The 16,396-nt window shown below is 49.3% G+C and carries 17 protein-coding genes and 1 other RNA gene; 5 read left to right on the top strand and 13 right to left on the bottom strand.

Annotated elements, in window-relative coordinates:
• Nucleotides 1-124 precede the first annotated feature (124 nt).
• Nucleotides 125-517 carry a SpoIIAA family protein gene (locus tag ABDZ76_RS07800; protein ID WP_343804007.1) on the top strand — a complete coding sequence of 131 codons (393 nt, stop codon included), beginning with the start codon at nucleotides 125-127 and terminating at the stop codon, nucleotides 515-517.
• 2 nt (nucleotides 518-519) lie between these two features.
• Here ABDZ76_RS07800 and ABDZ76_RS07795 read toward each other — a convergent pair whose 3' ends face one another.
• From ABDZ76_RS07795 to miaA, 5 genes are all read right to left on the bottom strand, one after another.
• A complete protein-coding gene (locus ABDZ76_RS07795; RefSeq protein WP_343804005.1) occupies nucleotides 520-1,647 on the bottom strand; it encodes an ATP-dependent DNA helicase in 1,128 nt (375 codons plus the stop codon).
• A gap of 59 nt (nucleotides 1,648-1,706) precedes the next feature.
• On the bottom strand, nucleotides 1,707-2,303 hold the full coding sequence (locus tag ABDZ76_RS07790; protein WP_343804003.1) for a LysE family translocator: 597 nt from the start codon (nucleotides 2,301-2,303) through the stop codon (nucleotides 1,707-1,709).
• 76 nt (nucleotides 2,304-2,379) lie between these two features.
• Nucleotides 2,380-2,952: an acetolactate synthase small subunit gene (ilvN, locus tag ABDZ76_RS07785; RefSeq protein ID WP_343804001.1), complete on the bottom strand. Its 573-nt coding sequence runs from the start codon at nucleotides 2,950-2,952 to the stop codon at nucleotides 2,380-2,382.
• A 17-nt stretch (nucleotides 2,953-2,969) separates the two neighbouring features.
• Nucleotides 2,970-4,775 (bottom strand): acetolactate synthase 3 large subunit, encoded by a 1,806-nt coding sequence (locus tag ABDZ76_RS07780; RefSeq protein ID WP_343803998.1) that lies wholly within the window; start codon nucleotides 4,773-4,775, stop codon nucleotides 2,970-2,972.
• A gap of 304 nt (nucleotides 4,776-5,079) precedes the next feature.
• Nucleotides 5,080-5,967, bottom strand: a complete 888-nt coding sequence (gene miaA, locus ABDZ76_RS07775; protein ID WP_343803995.1) for a tRNA (adenosine(37)-N6)-dimethylallyltransferase MiaA — start codon at nucleotides 5,965-5,967, stop codon at nucleotides 5,080-5,082.
• Nucleotides 5,968-5,982: 15 nt separating this feature from the next.
• Between miaA and serB the strand changes: the two genes are divergently transcribed.
• Nucleotides 5,983-6,882: a phosphoserine phosphatase SerB gene (gene serB / locus ABDZ76_RS07770; RefSeq protein ID WP_343803992.1), complete on the top strand. Its 900-nt coding sequence runs from the start codon at nucleotides 5,983-5,985 to the stop codon at nucleotides 6,880-6,882.
• Nucleotides 6,879-7,454, top strand: a complete 576-nt coding sequence (locus tag ABDZ76_RS07765; protein WP_343803989.1) for a GNAT family N-acetyltransferase — start codon at nucleotides 6,879-6,881, stop codon at nucleotides 7,452-7,454. The genes serB and ABDZ76_RS07765 overlap by 4 nt, the downstream gene beginning before the upstream one ends.
• An 84-nt stretch (nucleotides 7,455-7,538) precedes the next feature.
• On the opposite strand, the gene ABDZ76_RS07760 is transcribed toward ABDZ76_RS07765, so the two are convergent.
• The 7 genes from ABDZ76_RS07760 to ABDZ76_RS07730 form a co-directional block, all read right to left on the bottom strand.
• Nucleotides 7,539-9,083: a Do family serine endopeptidase gene (locus ABDZ76_RS07760; RefSeq protein ID WP_374844586.1), complete on the bottom strand. Its 1,545-nt coding sequence runs from the start codon at nucleotides 9,081-9,083 to the stop codon at nucleotides 7,539-7,541.
• A 349-nt stretch (nucleotides 9,084-9,432) separates the two neighbouring features.
• On the bottom strand, nucleotides 9,433-9,618 hold the full coding sequence (locus ABDZ76_RS07755; RefSeq protein ID WP_343803983.1) for a DUF2065 domain-containing protein: 186 nt from the start codon (nucleotides 9,616-9,618) through the stop codon (nucleotides 9,433-9,435).
• Nucleotides 9,619-9,640: 22 nt separating this feature from the next.
• Nucleotides 9,641-10,600 (bottom strand): protease modulator HflC, encoded by a 960-nt coding sequence (gene hflC, locus ABDZ76_RS07750; protein ID WP_343803980.1) that lies wholly within the window; start codon nucleotides 10,598-10,600, stop codon nucleotides 9,641-9,643.
• Between the two features lies 1 nt (nucleotide 10,601).
• Nucleotides 10,602-11,723, bottom strand: a complete 1,122-nt coding sequence (gene hflK / locus ABDZ76_RS07745) for an FtsH protease activity modulator HflK (protein ID WP_343803977.1) — start codon at nucleotides 11,721-11,723, stop codon at nucleotides 10,602-10,604.
• Between the two features lie 189 nt (nucleotides 11,724-11,912).
• Nucleotides 11,913-12,437 (bottom strand): dihydrofolate reductase, encoded by a 525-nt coding sequence (locus ABDZ76_RS07740; protein WP_343803974.1) that lies wholly within the window; start codon nucleotides 12,435-12,437, stop codon nucleotides 11,913-11,915.
• Nucleotides 12,434-13,228: a thymidylate synthase gene (locus ABDZ76_RS07735; RefSeq protein WP_343803971.1), complete on the bottom strand. Its 795-nt coding sequence runs from the start codon at nucleotides 13,226-13,228 to the stop codon at nucleotides 12,434-12,436. Before ABDZ76_RS07735 ends, ABDZ76_RS07740 begins: the two co-directional genes overlap by 4 nt.
• Before the next feature lie 141 nt (nucleotides 13,229-13,369).
• Entirely contained in the window at nucleotides 13,370-13,684 is a 315-nt protein-coding gene (locus tag ABDZ76_RS07730) for a DUF2853 family protein (protein ID WP_343803968.1), read from the bottom strand.
• Nucleotides 13,685-13,879: 195 nt separating this feature from the next.
• Here ABDZ76_RS07730 and ssrA point away from each other — a divergent pair.
• Nucleotides 13,880-14,244, top strand: a transfer-messenger RNA (tmRNA) gene (ssrA, locus tag ABDZ76_RS07725).
• A gap of 14 nt (nucleotides 14,245-14,258) precedes the next feature.
• On the opposite strand, the gene ABDZ76_RS07720 is transcribed toward ssrA, so the two are convergent.
• Entirely contained in the window at nucleotides 14,259-15,476 is a 1,218-nt protein-coding gene (locus tag ABDZ76_RS07720) for a multidrug effflux MFS transporter (protein ID WP_343803965.1), read from the bottom strand.
• Nucleotides 15,477-15,811: 335 nt separating this feature from the next.
• On the opposite strand from ABDZ76_RS07720, the gene ABDZ76_RS07715 reads away from it, so the two are divergent.
• Nucleotides 15,812-16,384 (top strand): SspB family protein, encoded by a 573-nt coding sequence (locus tag ABDZ76_RS07715; RefSeq protein WP_343803962.1) that lies wholly within the window; start codon nucleotides 15,812-15,814, stop codon nucleotides 16,382-16,384.
• Nucleotides 16,385-16,396 lie beyond the last annotated feature (12 nt).

Genomic DNA, 16,396 nt, shown 5'->3' with positions numbered 1-16,396 from the left:
TTGGTCAATGATGCTATATTGGGGCAAGGTTTTTAGCGAAAGCCGGTTTTCAGCCGTCTTGCTATGCCACGAGAATGCCATTTCCTGCGCTCACACTGAATCACTTAGCACAAGGAGAAGCTTCATGCGCAATGACACTGTTTCAGCCATCCGCAAAATTGAAACCAACCGTGATGATTTATTTGCCTACGAAATAGCAGGCCATATCACCAGTGCGGAAGTTGAGAATATTTATGGCCTGCTCACCGGCGCTTACAGCCAGCATGAAACAATCGATCTCTTGATCCGGCTGGTGGACTATGAAGGCGTGGATTGGCCAACGCTGTTTTCACAAACAACACAAGATTTGCGCAAAGATGCGCTCAAACATTTGAAAAATTATGCCGTCATCAATGGCCCGCTATGGCTGGAAACCAGCATTGCATTGGTGAAGCCATTTTTGGATGTCAAAATCAGAGCCTTTAATGCTGATGATGAAAGCGAGGCTTGGGCTTGGCTTAATGCCAAACCCGTTTGAGCCTATTTAACAATGATCAACTGTTCAGCCGCGCGTGTGATGGCAGTATAAAGCCAGCGCTCGCGCGTATCACGGAAAGCATAGCTCTCGTCAAACAGCACCACATTGTTCCATTGCGAACCTTGCGCCTTATGGGTGGTCAAAGCATAACCATAATCAAAATCATCAAAGCGCTTTTTGGTGCTCCACGGAATTTCCGTATCCGGATCTTCAAACTGCGCTTTCAGCAGTTTGATCTTGGCAACGCCACGACCCGGCTCATCATCTTCCGGCGAAACCAGCAGATTAATGCCAGGCTTCACTGTTTCGCGTGATGAAGTCATCACCTTCCACAAGGAACCATTGAGCAGGCCTTTAGCCGGATCATTGCGTAAGCAGACAAGCTTATCACCCGCTTGCGGATAATCGGCGGTAAAACCCTTCAGCTCACGCAGACGCTGATTATAGCGCTTGCGCGTTCTGTTGGTGCCAACCAGCACCTGATCGGCTGCCAGCACTTCGGCCTGATCGACTTGCGATTTAGAAATAACACGCGCACGGCCATAATCACCATATTCAAGATCGCGCCCTTCCCGCACATCCAGCGCCATCTGGATAATCGGGTTATCGCGTGCCTGACGATGAATTTCGGTCAGCAAAAAGTCCGGATCATGTTCAGTGAAAAAACCACCGCCCGAAATCGGCGGCAACTGACCCGGATCACCCAGCACCAAAATAGGTGTGCCGAACGACATCAGATCGCGCCCCAGCTGTTCATCAACCATCGAGCATTCGTCAACGACAATCATGCTGGCTTTGGCGACAGGGCTTTGGCGGTTTAATGAAAAGGTCGGGGCAATGGATGTTTTGCCCGTGGTTTCATCTTCCACTGCTTCCTCGCCGCGCGGGCGATAAATCAATGAATGAAGGGTGCGGGCATTGCTCGCACCTTTGCTGCGCAAAACCTGCGCGGCCTTACCTGTAAAGGCTGCGAACTGAACATCGCCGTCAACGTGTTCAGCAAAATAGCGCGCCAATGTTGTCTTACCAGTACCCGCATAGCCGAACAGGCGAAAGATCGGGCTACGACCCGCTTTCAACCATTTTTCGACTTCCTGAAGAGCCTGATCTTGTTCCGGTGAAAACTGCATACCCCTTCAGACAGGATTCGGCGCGGAAGGGCAAGGCCAGCCGGAACAAAGAGTGAAGATTATTTTAACATTGGCCAAAGACTGGCCACTAAAAGCAATGCCATCACAATATTAAAGAGTTTCAATTTGGTCGGATCGGAAAGCCAGTTACGCATCAATGTGCCAAAACCTGCCCATACCGAAACGCTTGGGAAATTAACCAGCGCAAAAACACCACTGACCAGAAACAGTGACAGCCAGTAATTGTCATGACTGACATAAGTGGCAATGCCGGTAACACCCATCACCCATGCTTTTGGGTTTACCCATTGAAAAGCAGCGGCCTGCAAAAAGCTCATCGGCTTGCCATCAGCCTTTTTGCTTTCGCCAACACTGGTGGAGGTGGCAATTTTCCATGCCAGATAGAGCATATAAGCCCCACCGGCAAATTTTAGCGCCAGATAAAGCACCGGTACCATTTCCAGCAAGGCGCCAAGCCCCAAACCGATACCAATCAGCAACACGAAAAAGCCAACACCAATACCGATCATATGCGGCAGCGTGCGGCGAAAACCAAAGTTTACGCCCGATGCCAGCAGCATTAGATTGTTTGGGCCCGGTGTGATTGAAGTCACAAATGCAAAAACTGCAAGGGTCAAAAATATTTCAGCAGACATAGCGCTGATGCCCTCCCGCGGGCGCAAAAAGGGTGACTGCATGAAACATGCGCATACAGCCACCTTTTATAAAAATTTACATGCCTTGCGGGCCCCGGTTCATCGCAGAAACACCGGTGCGGCAAACCTCAACCAGCCCAAGCGGTTTCATCAACGAAATAAACTGATCCACCTTGGCAGTCTTGCCGGTAATTTCGACGATAAAATGCTCGGTCGTTGCATCAACGATTTTTGCATTAAACGCATCGGTCAAACGCAAGGTTTCAGCGCGTGCTTCGCCTTTGCCAGCCACTTTAATCAGTGCCAGTTCACGCTCGATCGGGCGATCATAGCCAAGCTCAATCGCGCGGTGGCTAAGATCAACCACGCGGTGAACCGGAACAATGCGTTCCAGCTGATGGCGGATTTGATCAAGCACATGCGGTGTACCGCGTGTGACGATAGTGATGCGCGACAAATGCTGTTCGTGCTCGGTTTCCGACACGGTGAGGCTTTCAATATTGTAGCCACGTCCCGAAAAGAGGCCGATAACGCGGGCAAGAACGCCCGGTTCGTTGTCAACCAGAACAGCCAAAGTGTGGGTTTCCGGTGTCTGTGTTTCGGTCGCAATAAAATATGCGGAACCGGATGCTAGATTTTGTGCATTCATAATATCTTCCCTCCGGCTCAAACGAGCAAACGACCTTCAGCATCAATGGCATTGGCAACAACTTCGTCCGTTGCTTCATCCGGCAACAGCATTTCATTATGCGCTTTACCAGATGGAATCATCGGGAAACAGTTGGCCAGATTGGCCACGCGACAATCAAAGATCACCGGCTTATCGATGGCAATCATTTCTTCAATGGCAGCATCAAGTTCCGATGGCTTGCTGCAACGGATACCATGCGCGCCATAAGCTTCTGCCAGTTTAACAAAATCAGGCATTGCTTCAGTGTAAGAATGGGACAAACGGTTACCATGCAGCAATTGCTGCCATTGACGAACCATACCCATATATTGGTTGTTCAGGATGAAAATCTTGATCGGTGCGCCATGCTGGATAGCAGCCGACATTTCCTGAATACACATCTGAATAGAAGCATCACCGGCCACATCGATAACCAGAGCATCAGGATGAGCAATTTGCACACCCAATGCTGCCGGCAGACCATAACCCATCGTGCCCAAGCCACCCGATGTCATCCAGCGGTTTGGCTCATCAAAATGGATAAACTGTGCTGCCCACATCTGATGCTGGCCCACTTCAGTAGTGATAAAGGTTTTGTGCTTTTTGGTCAGCGCGTTCAGGCGTTCCAGCGCATATTGCGGCATGATAACATCATTATTCGGCTTATAAGCCAATGAGTTACGCGCACGCCAACGCTTGATCTGATCCCACCAGCCACCAAGTGCATCTTTATCTTGATTTGTAGAAGAGGCGCGAATCTGACGGTTCATATCTTCCAGAACATGCGCCACATCACCAATGATCGGCAGATCAACACGAACGGTTTTATTGATGGAAGAAGCATCAATATCAATGTGAATTTTCTTCGAGAACGGCGAGAAAGCATCCAGACGTCCGGTGATACGGTCATCAAAACGCGCACCAACGCACAGCATGACATCACAATCATGCATGGTCATATTGGCTTCATAAGTGCCGTGCATGCCGAGCATGCCGAGCCAATTATCGCCCGAAGCCGGATACGCGCCCAAGCCCATCAATGTGGAAGTGATCGGGAAATTGCCCAACTCAACCAGTTCGCGCAGCAGCTTGGAAGCCGCAGGGCCAGAATTGATAACGCCGCCACCGCTATAGATAACAGGCTTTTTAGCCTTCATCAGCATTTCAACAGCTTGCGCAATATCATTCGTGTCGCCGTTCAGGTTCGGACGATAGCTGGTGCGCGGTGATGTTTGCGGCGGTGTATAAACACCGGTGGCAAACTGAATATCTTTAGGAATATCAACAACAACAGGCCCCGGACGACCAGTGGTCGCCACATGAATGGCTTCATGCAGAATACGCGACAGATCATTAACGTCCTTCACCAGCCAGTTATGCTTAGTGCAAGGGCGGGTAATGCCGATAGTGTCAGCTTCCTGAAACGCATCAGTACCGATCAAGCTTGTCGGCACCTGACCGGAAATGCACAAGAGCGGGATGGAATCCATCAAGGCATCCTGCAAAGGTGTCACCGCATTGGTAGCACCCGGGCCGGAGGTAACCAGCATCACGCCAAGCTTGCCCGTGGAACGCGCATAGCCTTCAGCCGCATGGCCTGCACCCTGCTCGTGGCGCACAAGAATATGCTGCACCTGATCCTGCTGGAAAAGCTCGTCGTAAATAGGAAGGACAGCGCCGCCGGGATAGCCGAAAATATGTTCCACACCATGGTCGATCATAGCCTGAATGACCATTTCCGCTCCGGTCATTTCCCGTTGCTCTGTCGAGCCTGTGCCCGCCTCGCGTTTACCTGCAGTCATTTCCTTAGTTCCTGTCTGTGTTCACTTAATCTGCCGTTGTATTTTGATAATAAAAAAGGCCCCCTTTAGGGAGCCTGTCTTTCGCGCATGGGAGCTTTCGCCGGATGGTTACACCACCCTGCCCATGCGCCTTACCACCACAAGAATAATAAACTTTTTCATAGGAAGAACCCTAACCACGGCTTTTGCGAAGGTCAACGCATAAATTCAAATAAATATTAAAAAAATCGCAAAATTCGCATGAAAATTACGTACACCTTGCTGCATCATTGCATTCTGACCGCCAAAAGCCATGCTAAACCGCTCAAGGCCGATATATTTGCCAGCTTTCATCCAACTGATTGCGGAACCATGTGCTCTGACGTTTGGCATATTGGCGCGTTGCGGTGACAGCCAGTTCAATCGCGCGCTCACGGCTTAAATGCCCTGCCTGATAATCCGCAATTTCACGCACACCAATGGCCTTCATGGCAGGCAGGCTCGGATCAAGCAGCAAAGCCATCAGTTTTGCAACCTCTTCCTGCGCACCGCCATCCCACATCAAAGCAAAGCGATCAGCAATCCGCTGACGTAAAACCGGACGCTCCTGTGTCACCACAAATTTCTGCGCTGATTTTTCATCCACCAGCGCTGTGCCTGTCGGCTTTTGCCAAAAACTAAGTGACTTGCCGGTCGCCTTGATAATCTCAATACTACGCAAAATCCGCTGCCCGTCAGCAGGCTTTAGGTTTGCCGCCATTACCGGATCAATTTCAGATAGGATTTTATGGAGGCTTTCCGCCCCCTCTTCTTCCATCCGCGCCCGCCAATAGTGGCGGATATCATCCGGCACATCAGGAATTTGCGACAGGCCGCCAACAAGGGCGCGAAAATAAAGCCCTGTACCACCAACAAAAACCGGCACCCGCCCTTGGTTTTCAGATTTCGCTAAAAGAGCTTTGACATCATCAAACCATTTGCCGGTTGAATAAGTGACGGATGGCGCCACATGACCGTATAAATAATGTTCGGCCTGGTTCAAATCGTCTTCTGGCGGACGCGCGGTCAAAAGGTTCAGAACATCATAGACCTGCATGGAATCTGTATTTACAATGAAACCGTCATGTTCTTTTGCCAGTTTGAGTGCAAGAGCTGACTTGCCGCTGGCCGTTGCTCCGGCTATCAGGATTGCATTCTTAACTGCTTCACTCATTACAGGTATTGCTCCATGTCATCGTCTGCGCCACTTGTTGCTACTCTGATTTCCAACCCTGAAGCTCGCGCGCTTAGCGCAAGCCTTGGCAGTAAAGCGTCAGAAGCAGTAAAGGCAAGTGGTCTTTACTGGCTGGCAGATGGCATTGCTTGTGATCTGGCTTTACCCAAAGATATCACCATTGAACAAGCCAAAAGTGAACTCGCCCTGATAATCGGCGACGAACCGGTTGATATTATTGTGCAGCCACAAGAAACCCGGCGCAAGAAATTGCTGCTGGCAGACATGGATTCAACCATGATCCAGCAAGAATGTATTGATGAGCTGGCCGAAGAAGCCGGTTTTCGTGATCAGGTGGCTGGCATTACAGCCCGTGCCATGAACGGTGAAATTGCTTTTGAACCGGCATTGCGTGAACGCGTAGCACTTCTTAAAGGCCTGTCTTTTTCAGTGATTGATCACGTCATTGCCAATCGCATCACCTTGATGCCGGGCGGCACCGAGCTGGTGCGCACGATGAAAAAACATGGCGCTTATACGGCACTTGTCTCCGGCGGTTTCACAGCCTTCACCAATGTCATTGCTGAGATGATCGGCTTTGACGAGCACCGCGCCAATACATTACTGACCCATGAAGGTCTGCTCACCGGTGAAGTCAGCGATCCGATCTTAGGCCGCGAAGCCAAGGTTGAGCGTTTGGAAAGCATTACCGAGCGCCTTGGCATTTCCGTGGCTGACGCGATTGCTGTGGGTGATGGTGCCAATGATCTTGGCATGTTGCAGCTTGCGGGCAGCGGTGTTGCACTGCATGCCAAACCGTCCGTTGCCGCACAAGCAGAAATGGTTGTCGATCACGGTGACCTGACCGCCCTTCTTTACATTCAGGGCTACCGAAAGACAGATTTTGTAAAATGATTATTCTTGAAACCGAACGATTAATTATCCGCAACTGGCGCAAAGAAGACCGTGAACTGGTTCATCGTATCAGCCATGACGAACAGATTATGGAGTTTTTCCCGTTTCGCTTGAGCCGCGAAGAATCCGACAAACTCTATGACCGCCTTTATACCATGATCACCGAAACCGGTTATGGTTTTTACGCGTTAGAGCGTAAAGACAGTGGCGAGTGCATCGGCTTCTGCGGTCTTGTTGCCATGAGTATGGAGCCTTTCTTCAAAGAGGGCACTGTCGAAATCGGCTGGCGCCTGATCCCTGAAACATGGGGCAAAGGCTATGTCAGTGAGGCCGCCAATGCATTGCTCGAATATGGTTTTATGGAAAAGAAACTGCCTGAGATCGTTTCATTTGCCGTGCATAATAATGAGCGCTCCACCGCTGTGATGAAGCGCATCGGCATGAAGCATGATCCTTCACGCGATTTTTCACACCCGAAAGTCAGTGATGAGTATCCGCATTTACAGCCACACGTCACCTATGTGATGAGCCGCGATGAATATTTGCAAAAACGTGAATCACATTCTGAGTAATCACGTTTAACGCCCTGTAAAAACAATAAAAAAACCGCCGGAACATGATCTGCTCCGGCGGCTTCTTTGTTAAAATTATCAGAATCAATCGATACGGATGGTCACAAAACGCAATTCACCACTGCGCGAGGCCAACATGATCAAAGCGTTTTTACGCCCCTGACGTTGCAAGGCTTCGATGCGCTTTTTCACATCCTGCGGGGCTTTCATCACTTCCTGCCCGATATCAACGATCACTTCACCGGCTTCAATGCGCTTTGTGGCAGCCGCAGAATTAGGTGCCACATCCTGCACCACAACACCTTCCACCTCTTCATCAATGCCGTAAATGCCACGCATATCATCATCAAGCGTGCCAAGCTTCATACCGAGAACTGTTACGGCAGGGACTGCGGCTGTATCCGGCTTGGCTTCATCCGCAGGCTTGTCGCCTTTCTCAGCTGCGCCCTCTTCTGGAGAAGGTGCAAGGGCTGGCGGCGGAGCCTGATCTTCTGTTTCCAGTTCCTCGTCATCCATCATCTCTTCATCTTCTTCATCAGCAGATGAGGATGCTTTTTCAGCTTCGACCATACGGCCAAGCTTGACCTTAACAGTCTGCTCTTTGCCGTCACGCTGGATGACAATATCAACCACTTCATCAACCGCACTTTCTGCCACAAGGCGTGGCAGATCGCGTGCAGTGTCAACCACTTTGCCATCAAAGCGCAGGATCACGTCACCGGCTTTCAGCGCTTTATTGTCAACTTCCGCACCGTCAATCAAACCGGCAACCAAAGCGCCTTTAGCTTCCTTGAGGCCAAGATTTTCCAGCATATCATCGCTGATCGGCTGGATACGCACACCAAGCCAGCCGCGACGCACTTCGCCAAACTCTTTCAGCTGATCCATAATGCTACCGGCAATTTCAGATGGAATCGCAAAGCCGATCCCGATCGAACCACCCGACGGCGAAATAATCGCCGTGTTGATGCCAATAACATTGCCATCCATATCAAACAGCGGGCCGCCGGAATTCCCACGGTTAATCGCCGCATCAGTCTGGATAAAACTATCATAAGGGCCGGAATTAATGTCGCGTTTACGCGCCGAGATAATCCCAACCGTCACTGTGCCACCAAGGCCGAACGGGTTGCCGATGGCCATCACCCAATCACCAATGCGGGCAGCTTCCGAATTACCAAATTTTACCGCAACCAGTTTGCGCTTCTTCGGGTCAACTTTCAAAAGTGCAATGTCGGTTTTGGTATCCGTGCCGACAAGCTCGGCTTTCAATTTGGCACCATCATTAAAATTGACGGTAATTTCATCCGCATCAGCAATCACATGATTGTTGGTGATGATGAAACCTTTTTCCGCATCGACTACAAAGCCGGAGCCCAAAGACTGCACTTTGCCGGAGCGCTCATCGCCGCCCTCTTCGTCTTTTTTCTTAAAATAATCGTCAAAAAATTCCTGAAACGGTGACCCTTCAGGTACATCGGGCACCTGAACAATACCATCGCCTTCGCCTTTAATTGTTTGCGAGGTGGAAATATTAACCACCGCATCAATCAAGCCTTCGGCAAGATCCGCCACCGAGGCAGGGCCTTTGCCTTTTGCATGGAGTTCCGCAGCCGTTGACTGCGCCACGGCCTGATTAAAAGCAACATCAAGCGGCAGTGCCAGAGCGGTCAGGCTCAGTGCAAGCAACGTGTTGCGAACCAATCCTGTTTTAAATGCGGATACCATCAAGCCCTGCTCCAATATTCAAATCACATATTCAATCACTGACACGCTAACTGAATGCTAAAACTTTAACAAAGCAACATTCAATAATCAGCAGCCATAAAGTGCATAAATTAACAATGCCTCACTCTATGCACAACACATTGTCCATGAGGGCATGTCATGAGGCATTTTGATTTTTAAATATTTTTCTGATCCCGCATTCCAGCAGGATTAAGGCGTATCGTCAAAAAGGATTGAACAAGCGCAAAATTTAGCCGCGCACCAACCAAACGATACCTACACCGATGGCAATCGCCATGATGCCGGCAAAGCGCAAAACCTGTTCAGGTGCCTGGGTCACATCCCAAGCCATACGCTTTGCAATCAAAGGAAAGCCGCCGTAGAGCAGCCCCTCAAAAACGAGGAGAAGTCCTACGGCGGCTAAAAAGTCATTCATCACTTAAACCTGACAGCCGGTTTTACTGTGCAGGTGCGACAGAGGTTTCACCGGCAGCATCACGTACTGCTGGTGCAGCTTCAGCACCGGTTGCAGGTTTTGCAACGCCTGCATCACGGAAGAAGCGGAAGAACTCTGAATCAGGTGAGATCACCATGCTGGTATCCGGTGTCTGCAAGGCATGACCATAGGCTGACATCGAACGATAGAATGAGAAGAACTCACTGTCACGGGAAGCAGATTCGGCAAAGATTCTTGAACGCTCTGCTTCGCCCTCACCGCGAAGGATTTCTGATTCCTTACGCGCTTCAGCGATTGTTTCCACAACCTGACGATCAGCAACCGCACGAATACGCTGTGCAGCTTCACGACCACGCGCACGCAGACGCTCAGCTTCTGCCAGACGTTCAGCCTTCATACGCTCAAAGGTCTGCTGTGAGACTTCTGCGGTCAAGTCTGTACGGCGAATACGCACATCTTCAATGGTCAGACCAAGTGATGTGGCATCCGGGCGCAGCTGGTCACGCAACTCGCGCATCATGCCTGAACGCTCTTCAGAAAGAGCAGCCTCAAAGCCACGCTGACCGTAAACGCTACGAAGAGCTGCATCCAGACGTGTACGCAAACGCTGTTCAGCCAAAGTCGTATTACCCGACACTGTCTGACGGAATTTGCGGGCATCAGTAATGCGGTAAACGAGAAACGCATCCACATCATAGAACTTACCGCCGGCAACCTGAACGCGGATATCGTCCAAATCAAAGCGCAACAGACGGTCATCAATCATCTGTACGGTATCAGCTTCCAAAAAGCCGAATGGCAGTTTGAAATAAATGCCCGGATCTTCTTTCACATCAACGATCTGACCAAAGCGCAGAACAATAGCCTGCTGGCGTTCGGTGACGATAAAGACAGAGGAATAAACCAGCAAGCAGACGAGCGCGATCAGACCTGCAATGAACGGAAATCTGTTCTGAGCCATCTTATTGTGCTCCTTCATTACTGCGAGCCTGACTGTTGGAACGCGTCAGTTCATTCAATGGCAGATAAGGCACGATACTCTGACCCGGCTCTACGATAACTTTCTTGGTGCTTTGCAGCACTTGTTCCATAGTTTCCAGATAAAGACGCTTACGGGTCACTTCCGGAGCTTTTATATATTCGTCGTAAACAGAGATAAAGCGCTGTGCCTCACCTTCTGCTTCCTGAACGATACGGTTTTTATAAGCAGCCGCATCTTCACGAACCTGTGCCGCCTCACCGCGAGCCTGACCAAGCTTCTGGTTGGAATACTGGTTGGCTTCTTCTACGAAACGGTCTTCATCCTGTTCAGCGCGCTGTACTTCATCAAAAGCATCAGCCACTTCACGCGGCGGTGCTGCATCTTCGATGGAAACCGCATTGATCTGAATGCCGGCTTTATAGTCATCCAGTGTCTGCTGCACGATTGTGCGCACGTCTTGCGCAATCACGCTACGATTATCACGGAAGACGTCCTGTGCCGGACGGCGACCAACGACCTCACGGATGGCACTTTCAGAAATCTGCTGTACCATGCTGTCGGGATTTTGCACGTTAAAGAGGTAATCACGCGGATTTTCAACACGGTAAAGCACGGAAAACTGAACATTAACAATGTTCTGGTCACCGGTCAGCATCAGACCTTGTGTGGCTGTGCGTGAACCCTGCCCGCCAATATTGATCTGCTTTTCAACGATCTCAGCTTTTTCATAAGTTTCGATCGGCCAGAAATGGAAATGCAAACCAGGCTCAGAAATTTCTTCCTTCGGTTTACCAAAGCGCAATTCCACGGCCAGCTCATCCGGCTGCACTGTATAAACAGCCTGAAACAGCCAGAATGCAAAAGCTACGATAGCAATTAAAACGATAAAGAAGGAATTACCGCCAGAGCTTCCGCCTGCACCACCGCCCGGAAACGCCTTTTTCAGACGATCCTGACCTTTACGCAAAATGTCTTCCAGATCAGGTGGGGTATTGGGGCCGTTGCCTTTAGGCTTTTGAGGGCCCTGCCCCCACGGTCCACCATTATTATTATTATCGCCGCTTCCCCACGGGCCGCCGCCATTTTGATTGCTCCAGGGCATCCTTACCTCTCGTTTGATATGCAAGAGGTATCCAAGACCTCCCGACTTCAAATGGACTTACCCGTTTATAGGGATCAATCTGCGCTCTTTCAACGCAAAGCCTGCAAATTAAAGCTATTCCTGATAAATATCTGGCTGAATAAGTTCAGTTTTATACAAGAAATCAACGCAATTGCCTGTGCGCACCCTTCAGACAGCATTTTTGCGCTGATAAACGCAATAACGTGTCGGGTAATTATCTTTTTCACCAGCGGGCACATCTTCGCTTGCAACGACCTGCCATTCGGCCGGATCAAGTACTGGAAAACCTGTGTCGCCTTCAATCTTAGCCAGCACATGCGTCAGATGCACAATATCCGTCATTGGTAATGCCTGAGCATAAATATTGCCGCCACCAATGATGCAAATTTCATCAATTTGTTCATTTTCCGCATGGGTTTTGGCCAATGCAATCGCTTCATCCAACGAGTGAACGACGCTTGCACCTTGCAATTCAAAATCTGCATTACGGGTAATCACGACATTCAAACGACCAGGCAAAGGACGCCCGATTGATTCCCATGTCTTGCGCCCCATAATTACCGGCTTGCCTAATGTCAGAGCCTTGAAACGCTTCAGATCAGTAGACAAACGCCACGGCATATCATTTTCTCTGCCGATGACACCATTTTGCGCCGCAGCCACGACCATTGATATTTTAATGGCTTTACTCATACTGCAATCGGCGCCTTGATGCTCGGATCGGCTTCATAGCCTACCAGCTTAAAATCATCAAAGGTGAAAGCAAACAAATCTTTCACCTGTTTATTCATTGTCATCACGGGCAGTGTTTTCGGCGTGCGGGTCAATTGCAATTTCGCCTGTTCAAAATGGTTGGCATAAAGATGCGCATCACCAAGTGTATGAACAAAATCACCCACTTCCAGATCACAAACCTGCGCAATCATCATGGTGAGCAATGCATAAGAAGCAATGTTGAACGGAACACCTAAGAAAATATCGGCTGAACGCTGATAAAGCTGGCATGACAATTTGCCGTCAGCCACGTAAAACTGGAACAGACAATGGCATGGCGGCAGCGCCATTTCATCCACCAAGGCAGGGTTCCACGCCGAAACGATTAAGCGACGTGACTGCGGATTGGTTTTAATCATATGCAAAAGATTGGCGATCTGATCGATGGAGCCACCATCAGGGGCTGGCCATGAGCGCCACTGTGCACCATAAACAGGCCCCAGATCACCGTTCTCATCAGCCCATTCATCCCAGATCGAAACGCCGTTTTCTTTCAAATAGGCGATATTGGTATCGCCTTTGAGAAACCAGAGCAGTTCATGAATGATCGAACGCAGATGAAGTTTCTTGGTAGTGAGAACAGGAAAACCATCACTTAAATTAAAGCGCATCTGATAACCAAAAACCGAGCGTGTGCCGGTGCCGGTACGATCACCCCGATCAACACCATTCTCAAGCACATGGCTTAACAGATTAAGATAGGTTTGCATGGATAGGCTCTCCTGCACGACAAACGCGCATCAATTCACAGTCAATCATTAAAACAATAAAGCCTTAGCCGATTCTCATGGCTAAGGCTTTTTAAATATCATATATAAGCCATCATGAATGAAAGCTATAAATGCACCCGATCAAAGGGAACCGAGCAGACCCAGCTGTTTTGCAGTCAGGTAATAGAAGGTAACGCGATCTTTGTTGCGGTCGCCTTTCATCACTTCTGCGACGTGAGCAATAGCTGCATCAGCAACTGCATCATCGGTTACGCCAAGCTTACGGCCAACCCAGCTTTCGCGTACGCGCTTCAATTCTTCTGGGTCGCTAACGGCAACCAGAGCCGCATCGCGGCTGCTACGCAATGCAATACCAAGATGTTTGATGATTTTTTCTACGATTGCTTCATCTGCTGCCGCATCATAACGGCGTACATCTGCAAGATGGTCACTCATAACCCACTCTCCTTCATCCATCGCTCAAATGTCAGCACCAATTGCAGCATCTTAAGCGTAAAGCCCGTGATTGCCTGAAGATTGACCAGCCTGTTATTTCTGTCAATGAAAAAAGCCTTGGCTTTCGCATAATCCGATACTGCACAAGGCTTTTCCAACATAATCATTTAAAAAATGACGTTGATATGAAACTCAGCCCTTCCATTCACTCAAAAGCCTGACTATATACGTTCTGCTGGCTTCGGCCAGCTATGGTAATAAACGGACGGTGTAATAAACCATTTGGACCCGGGGGCGGTACCCGGCGCCTCCACCAGAGCATAGCTCACTCAAAGGCTATGCTGTGGCGGGGGCGAAATAGGATCGACAAGGGTGTAAAGATCGCTCTTTTACTCGGCATGATACCACCGTTATCGGGTCAAACGAGTAGTTGCAAATGACAACAAAGCTCAGGGTTACGCTCTCGCTGCTTAATCGCGGTGCGGGAAACCCAACCTAAGTCCTTAGGGTTAGCACCTTAAGGCGGGGTCCGGAGGCACCTGGCAACAGAAGCCTCCACTTTCCCCTTTTAAAATCAGCCTACTAAAGATGATTGCATATCACGCATGGTCGGCTTACTGCGCAATACAATCAGCGTCAGCACAAACGCCGCTACGATGCTCAGCGTAATACCAATAACCATCGGCAAAATGGTTCCGTCGGTGATAAGTGACGAAATACCAATGGCAATTGCCGCCACCAAAAACTGCAATGTTCCCATCAAAGCTGAAGCCGTTCCGGCGATTTTGCCGTGATCTTCAAGTGCCAGCACGGCTGTGGTTGGAATGACCAACCCCAAAAAGCCAAAGCCTACAAATAGAAAACTGGCAATAATCCAGTAAGAATGTGCGCCTGAGATAACTGCAACCAGCATAGCAGTCAGAATAAGTGCTGCACAGCTGACCGAGAACAGCACAACGCGCTTCAAACCGAAGCGGCTTGCCAAGACGCCATTGAGCTGTGACATACCAATAAACGAAATAGCATTGACGGAGAAAGCCAGCGCATATTCACGCGATGTGAAACCATATTGCTGGATAAACACAAAAGACGAATTGGCCAAATAGACCATGAAACCGGCCATACACATTGCGCCGATCATTACCAGACCAATAAAGTTCCAGTCTTTCATCAACTTGCCATAACCGGCAAGCGCTGAACTCAGACTGCTTTCTACCCGTGCCGCCACCGGTCGTGTTTCTTTTTGCCACAAAGCCAGCAAAACAATGCCGGCAATTGCCGCCAACAGCACAATCCAGAACACCATACGCCAGCTGTAGTAATCAATAATCAACGACCCGGATAAAGGCGCCAGAATTGGCGAAACAGAGAAAACCAGCATCAAAAGCGACATCAGGCGTGCCGCATCAACACCGGTATAAAGATCGCGTACAATCGCGCGCGGAATAACCATGCCCGCAGCCGCACCAATGCCCTGCAAAAACCGGAACGACACCAGCATATCAATGCTCGTTGAAAGGGCAGCCCCCACGCAACCAATGCCAAACAAGATCAAACCACTATAAAGCGGCACTTTACGGCCGTACATATCAGACAAAGGGCCGTAGAAAAGTTGTGAAATCGCAGCAGCAATAAAGAAGCTAAGCAAGCTCATCTGCACCGCGCCGCTTTCAGCATGCAAATCAGCCCCAATATTCGGCAAAGCCGGCAAATACATATCAATAGCAAAAGGGCCGATGGCAGAAATCAGGCCGAGAATAAGCGCATTTCGCAAGAGTCCAGCGGGGGGCATAGGACAAACTTTCAACAGAATGAAGACAAGAAAGGGCTGCAATATCGCCCCAATCTCACGGATTCGTGAAATAAGAATTGTTGGTCGAAACGTCAAGTGACACAGTCTTATAAAACTAAAGTCTTAAACTCAAATTTTAAAAACCATCGGTTCCGCCAGCACCTTCTAAACCCAGCCTAAAAGCCAGATAACCACGGGTCTGAAGCAAAAGTCGAATATTTTGAAAATAGAAATATATTTTTCATTTCAATCAGATTAAAAATATAAAGCGAAATTCGCGCCACTTATGAAATCCACCTTGACATCCAAGGCCGAATCCGTGGGATAAGGAACTTATGGTTCAGGATATGCTGCGTTACGACATTCTTGCTCAGGAAGCCTTAAGAGGCGTCATCCGTAAGGTTCTTGCGGAGGTGGCCAAAGCTGGCCTGCCGGGCAATCATCACTTTTTCATCACCTTTTTGACAGGTGCACCGGGTGTGCGCATTTCATCAAGATTACGGGAAAAGTACCCAGAACAAATGACCATCGTCATCCAACATCAATATTGGGAAATGGTCGTGACCGATCAGCTCTTTGAAGTTGGTCTGTCTTTTGGCGATATTCCGGAAAAGCTGGTTATTCCATATTCAGCGATCCGTGGTTTCTACGATCCTTCGGTCAATTTCGAGCTTGAGTTTGATGTTTCCATCGCCGAGCCTGAAGGTGATAATGACAGTGAAGCTGTCATTGCCGAACTGGAAGTGCTGGAGCCGCAACCAGCCAAAACAGAAACACCGAAACCATCCCGCAAACCTTCCGCAAAAGCAAAAAAGGCTGATGCCGAGAAGACCGAAGAAGCAGCAGAAAGCACCGAAAACAAACCAAGTGCCGATGTTGTTTCCCTTGATGCTTTCCGAAAGAAATAAGCAAAGCGCTTT

The organism is Paenochrobactrum glaciei, assembly GCF_039522165.1.
GTDB classification, from domain to species: domain Bacteria; phylum Pseudomonadota; class Alphaproteobacteria; order Rhizobiales; family Rhizobiaceae; genus Paenochrobactrum; species Paenochrobactrum glaciei.
This window is presented reverse-complemented; position numbering and strand designations above follow the sequence as displayed.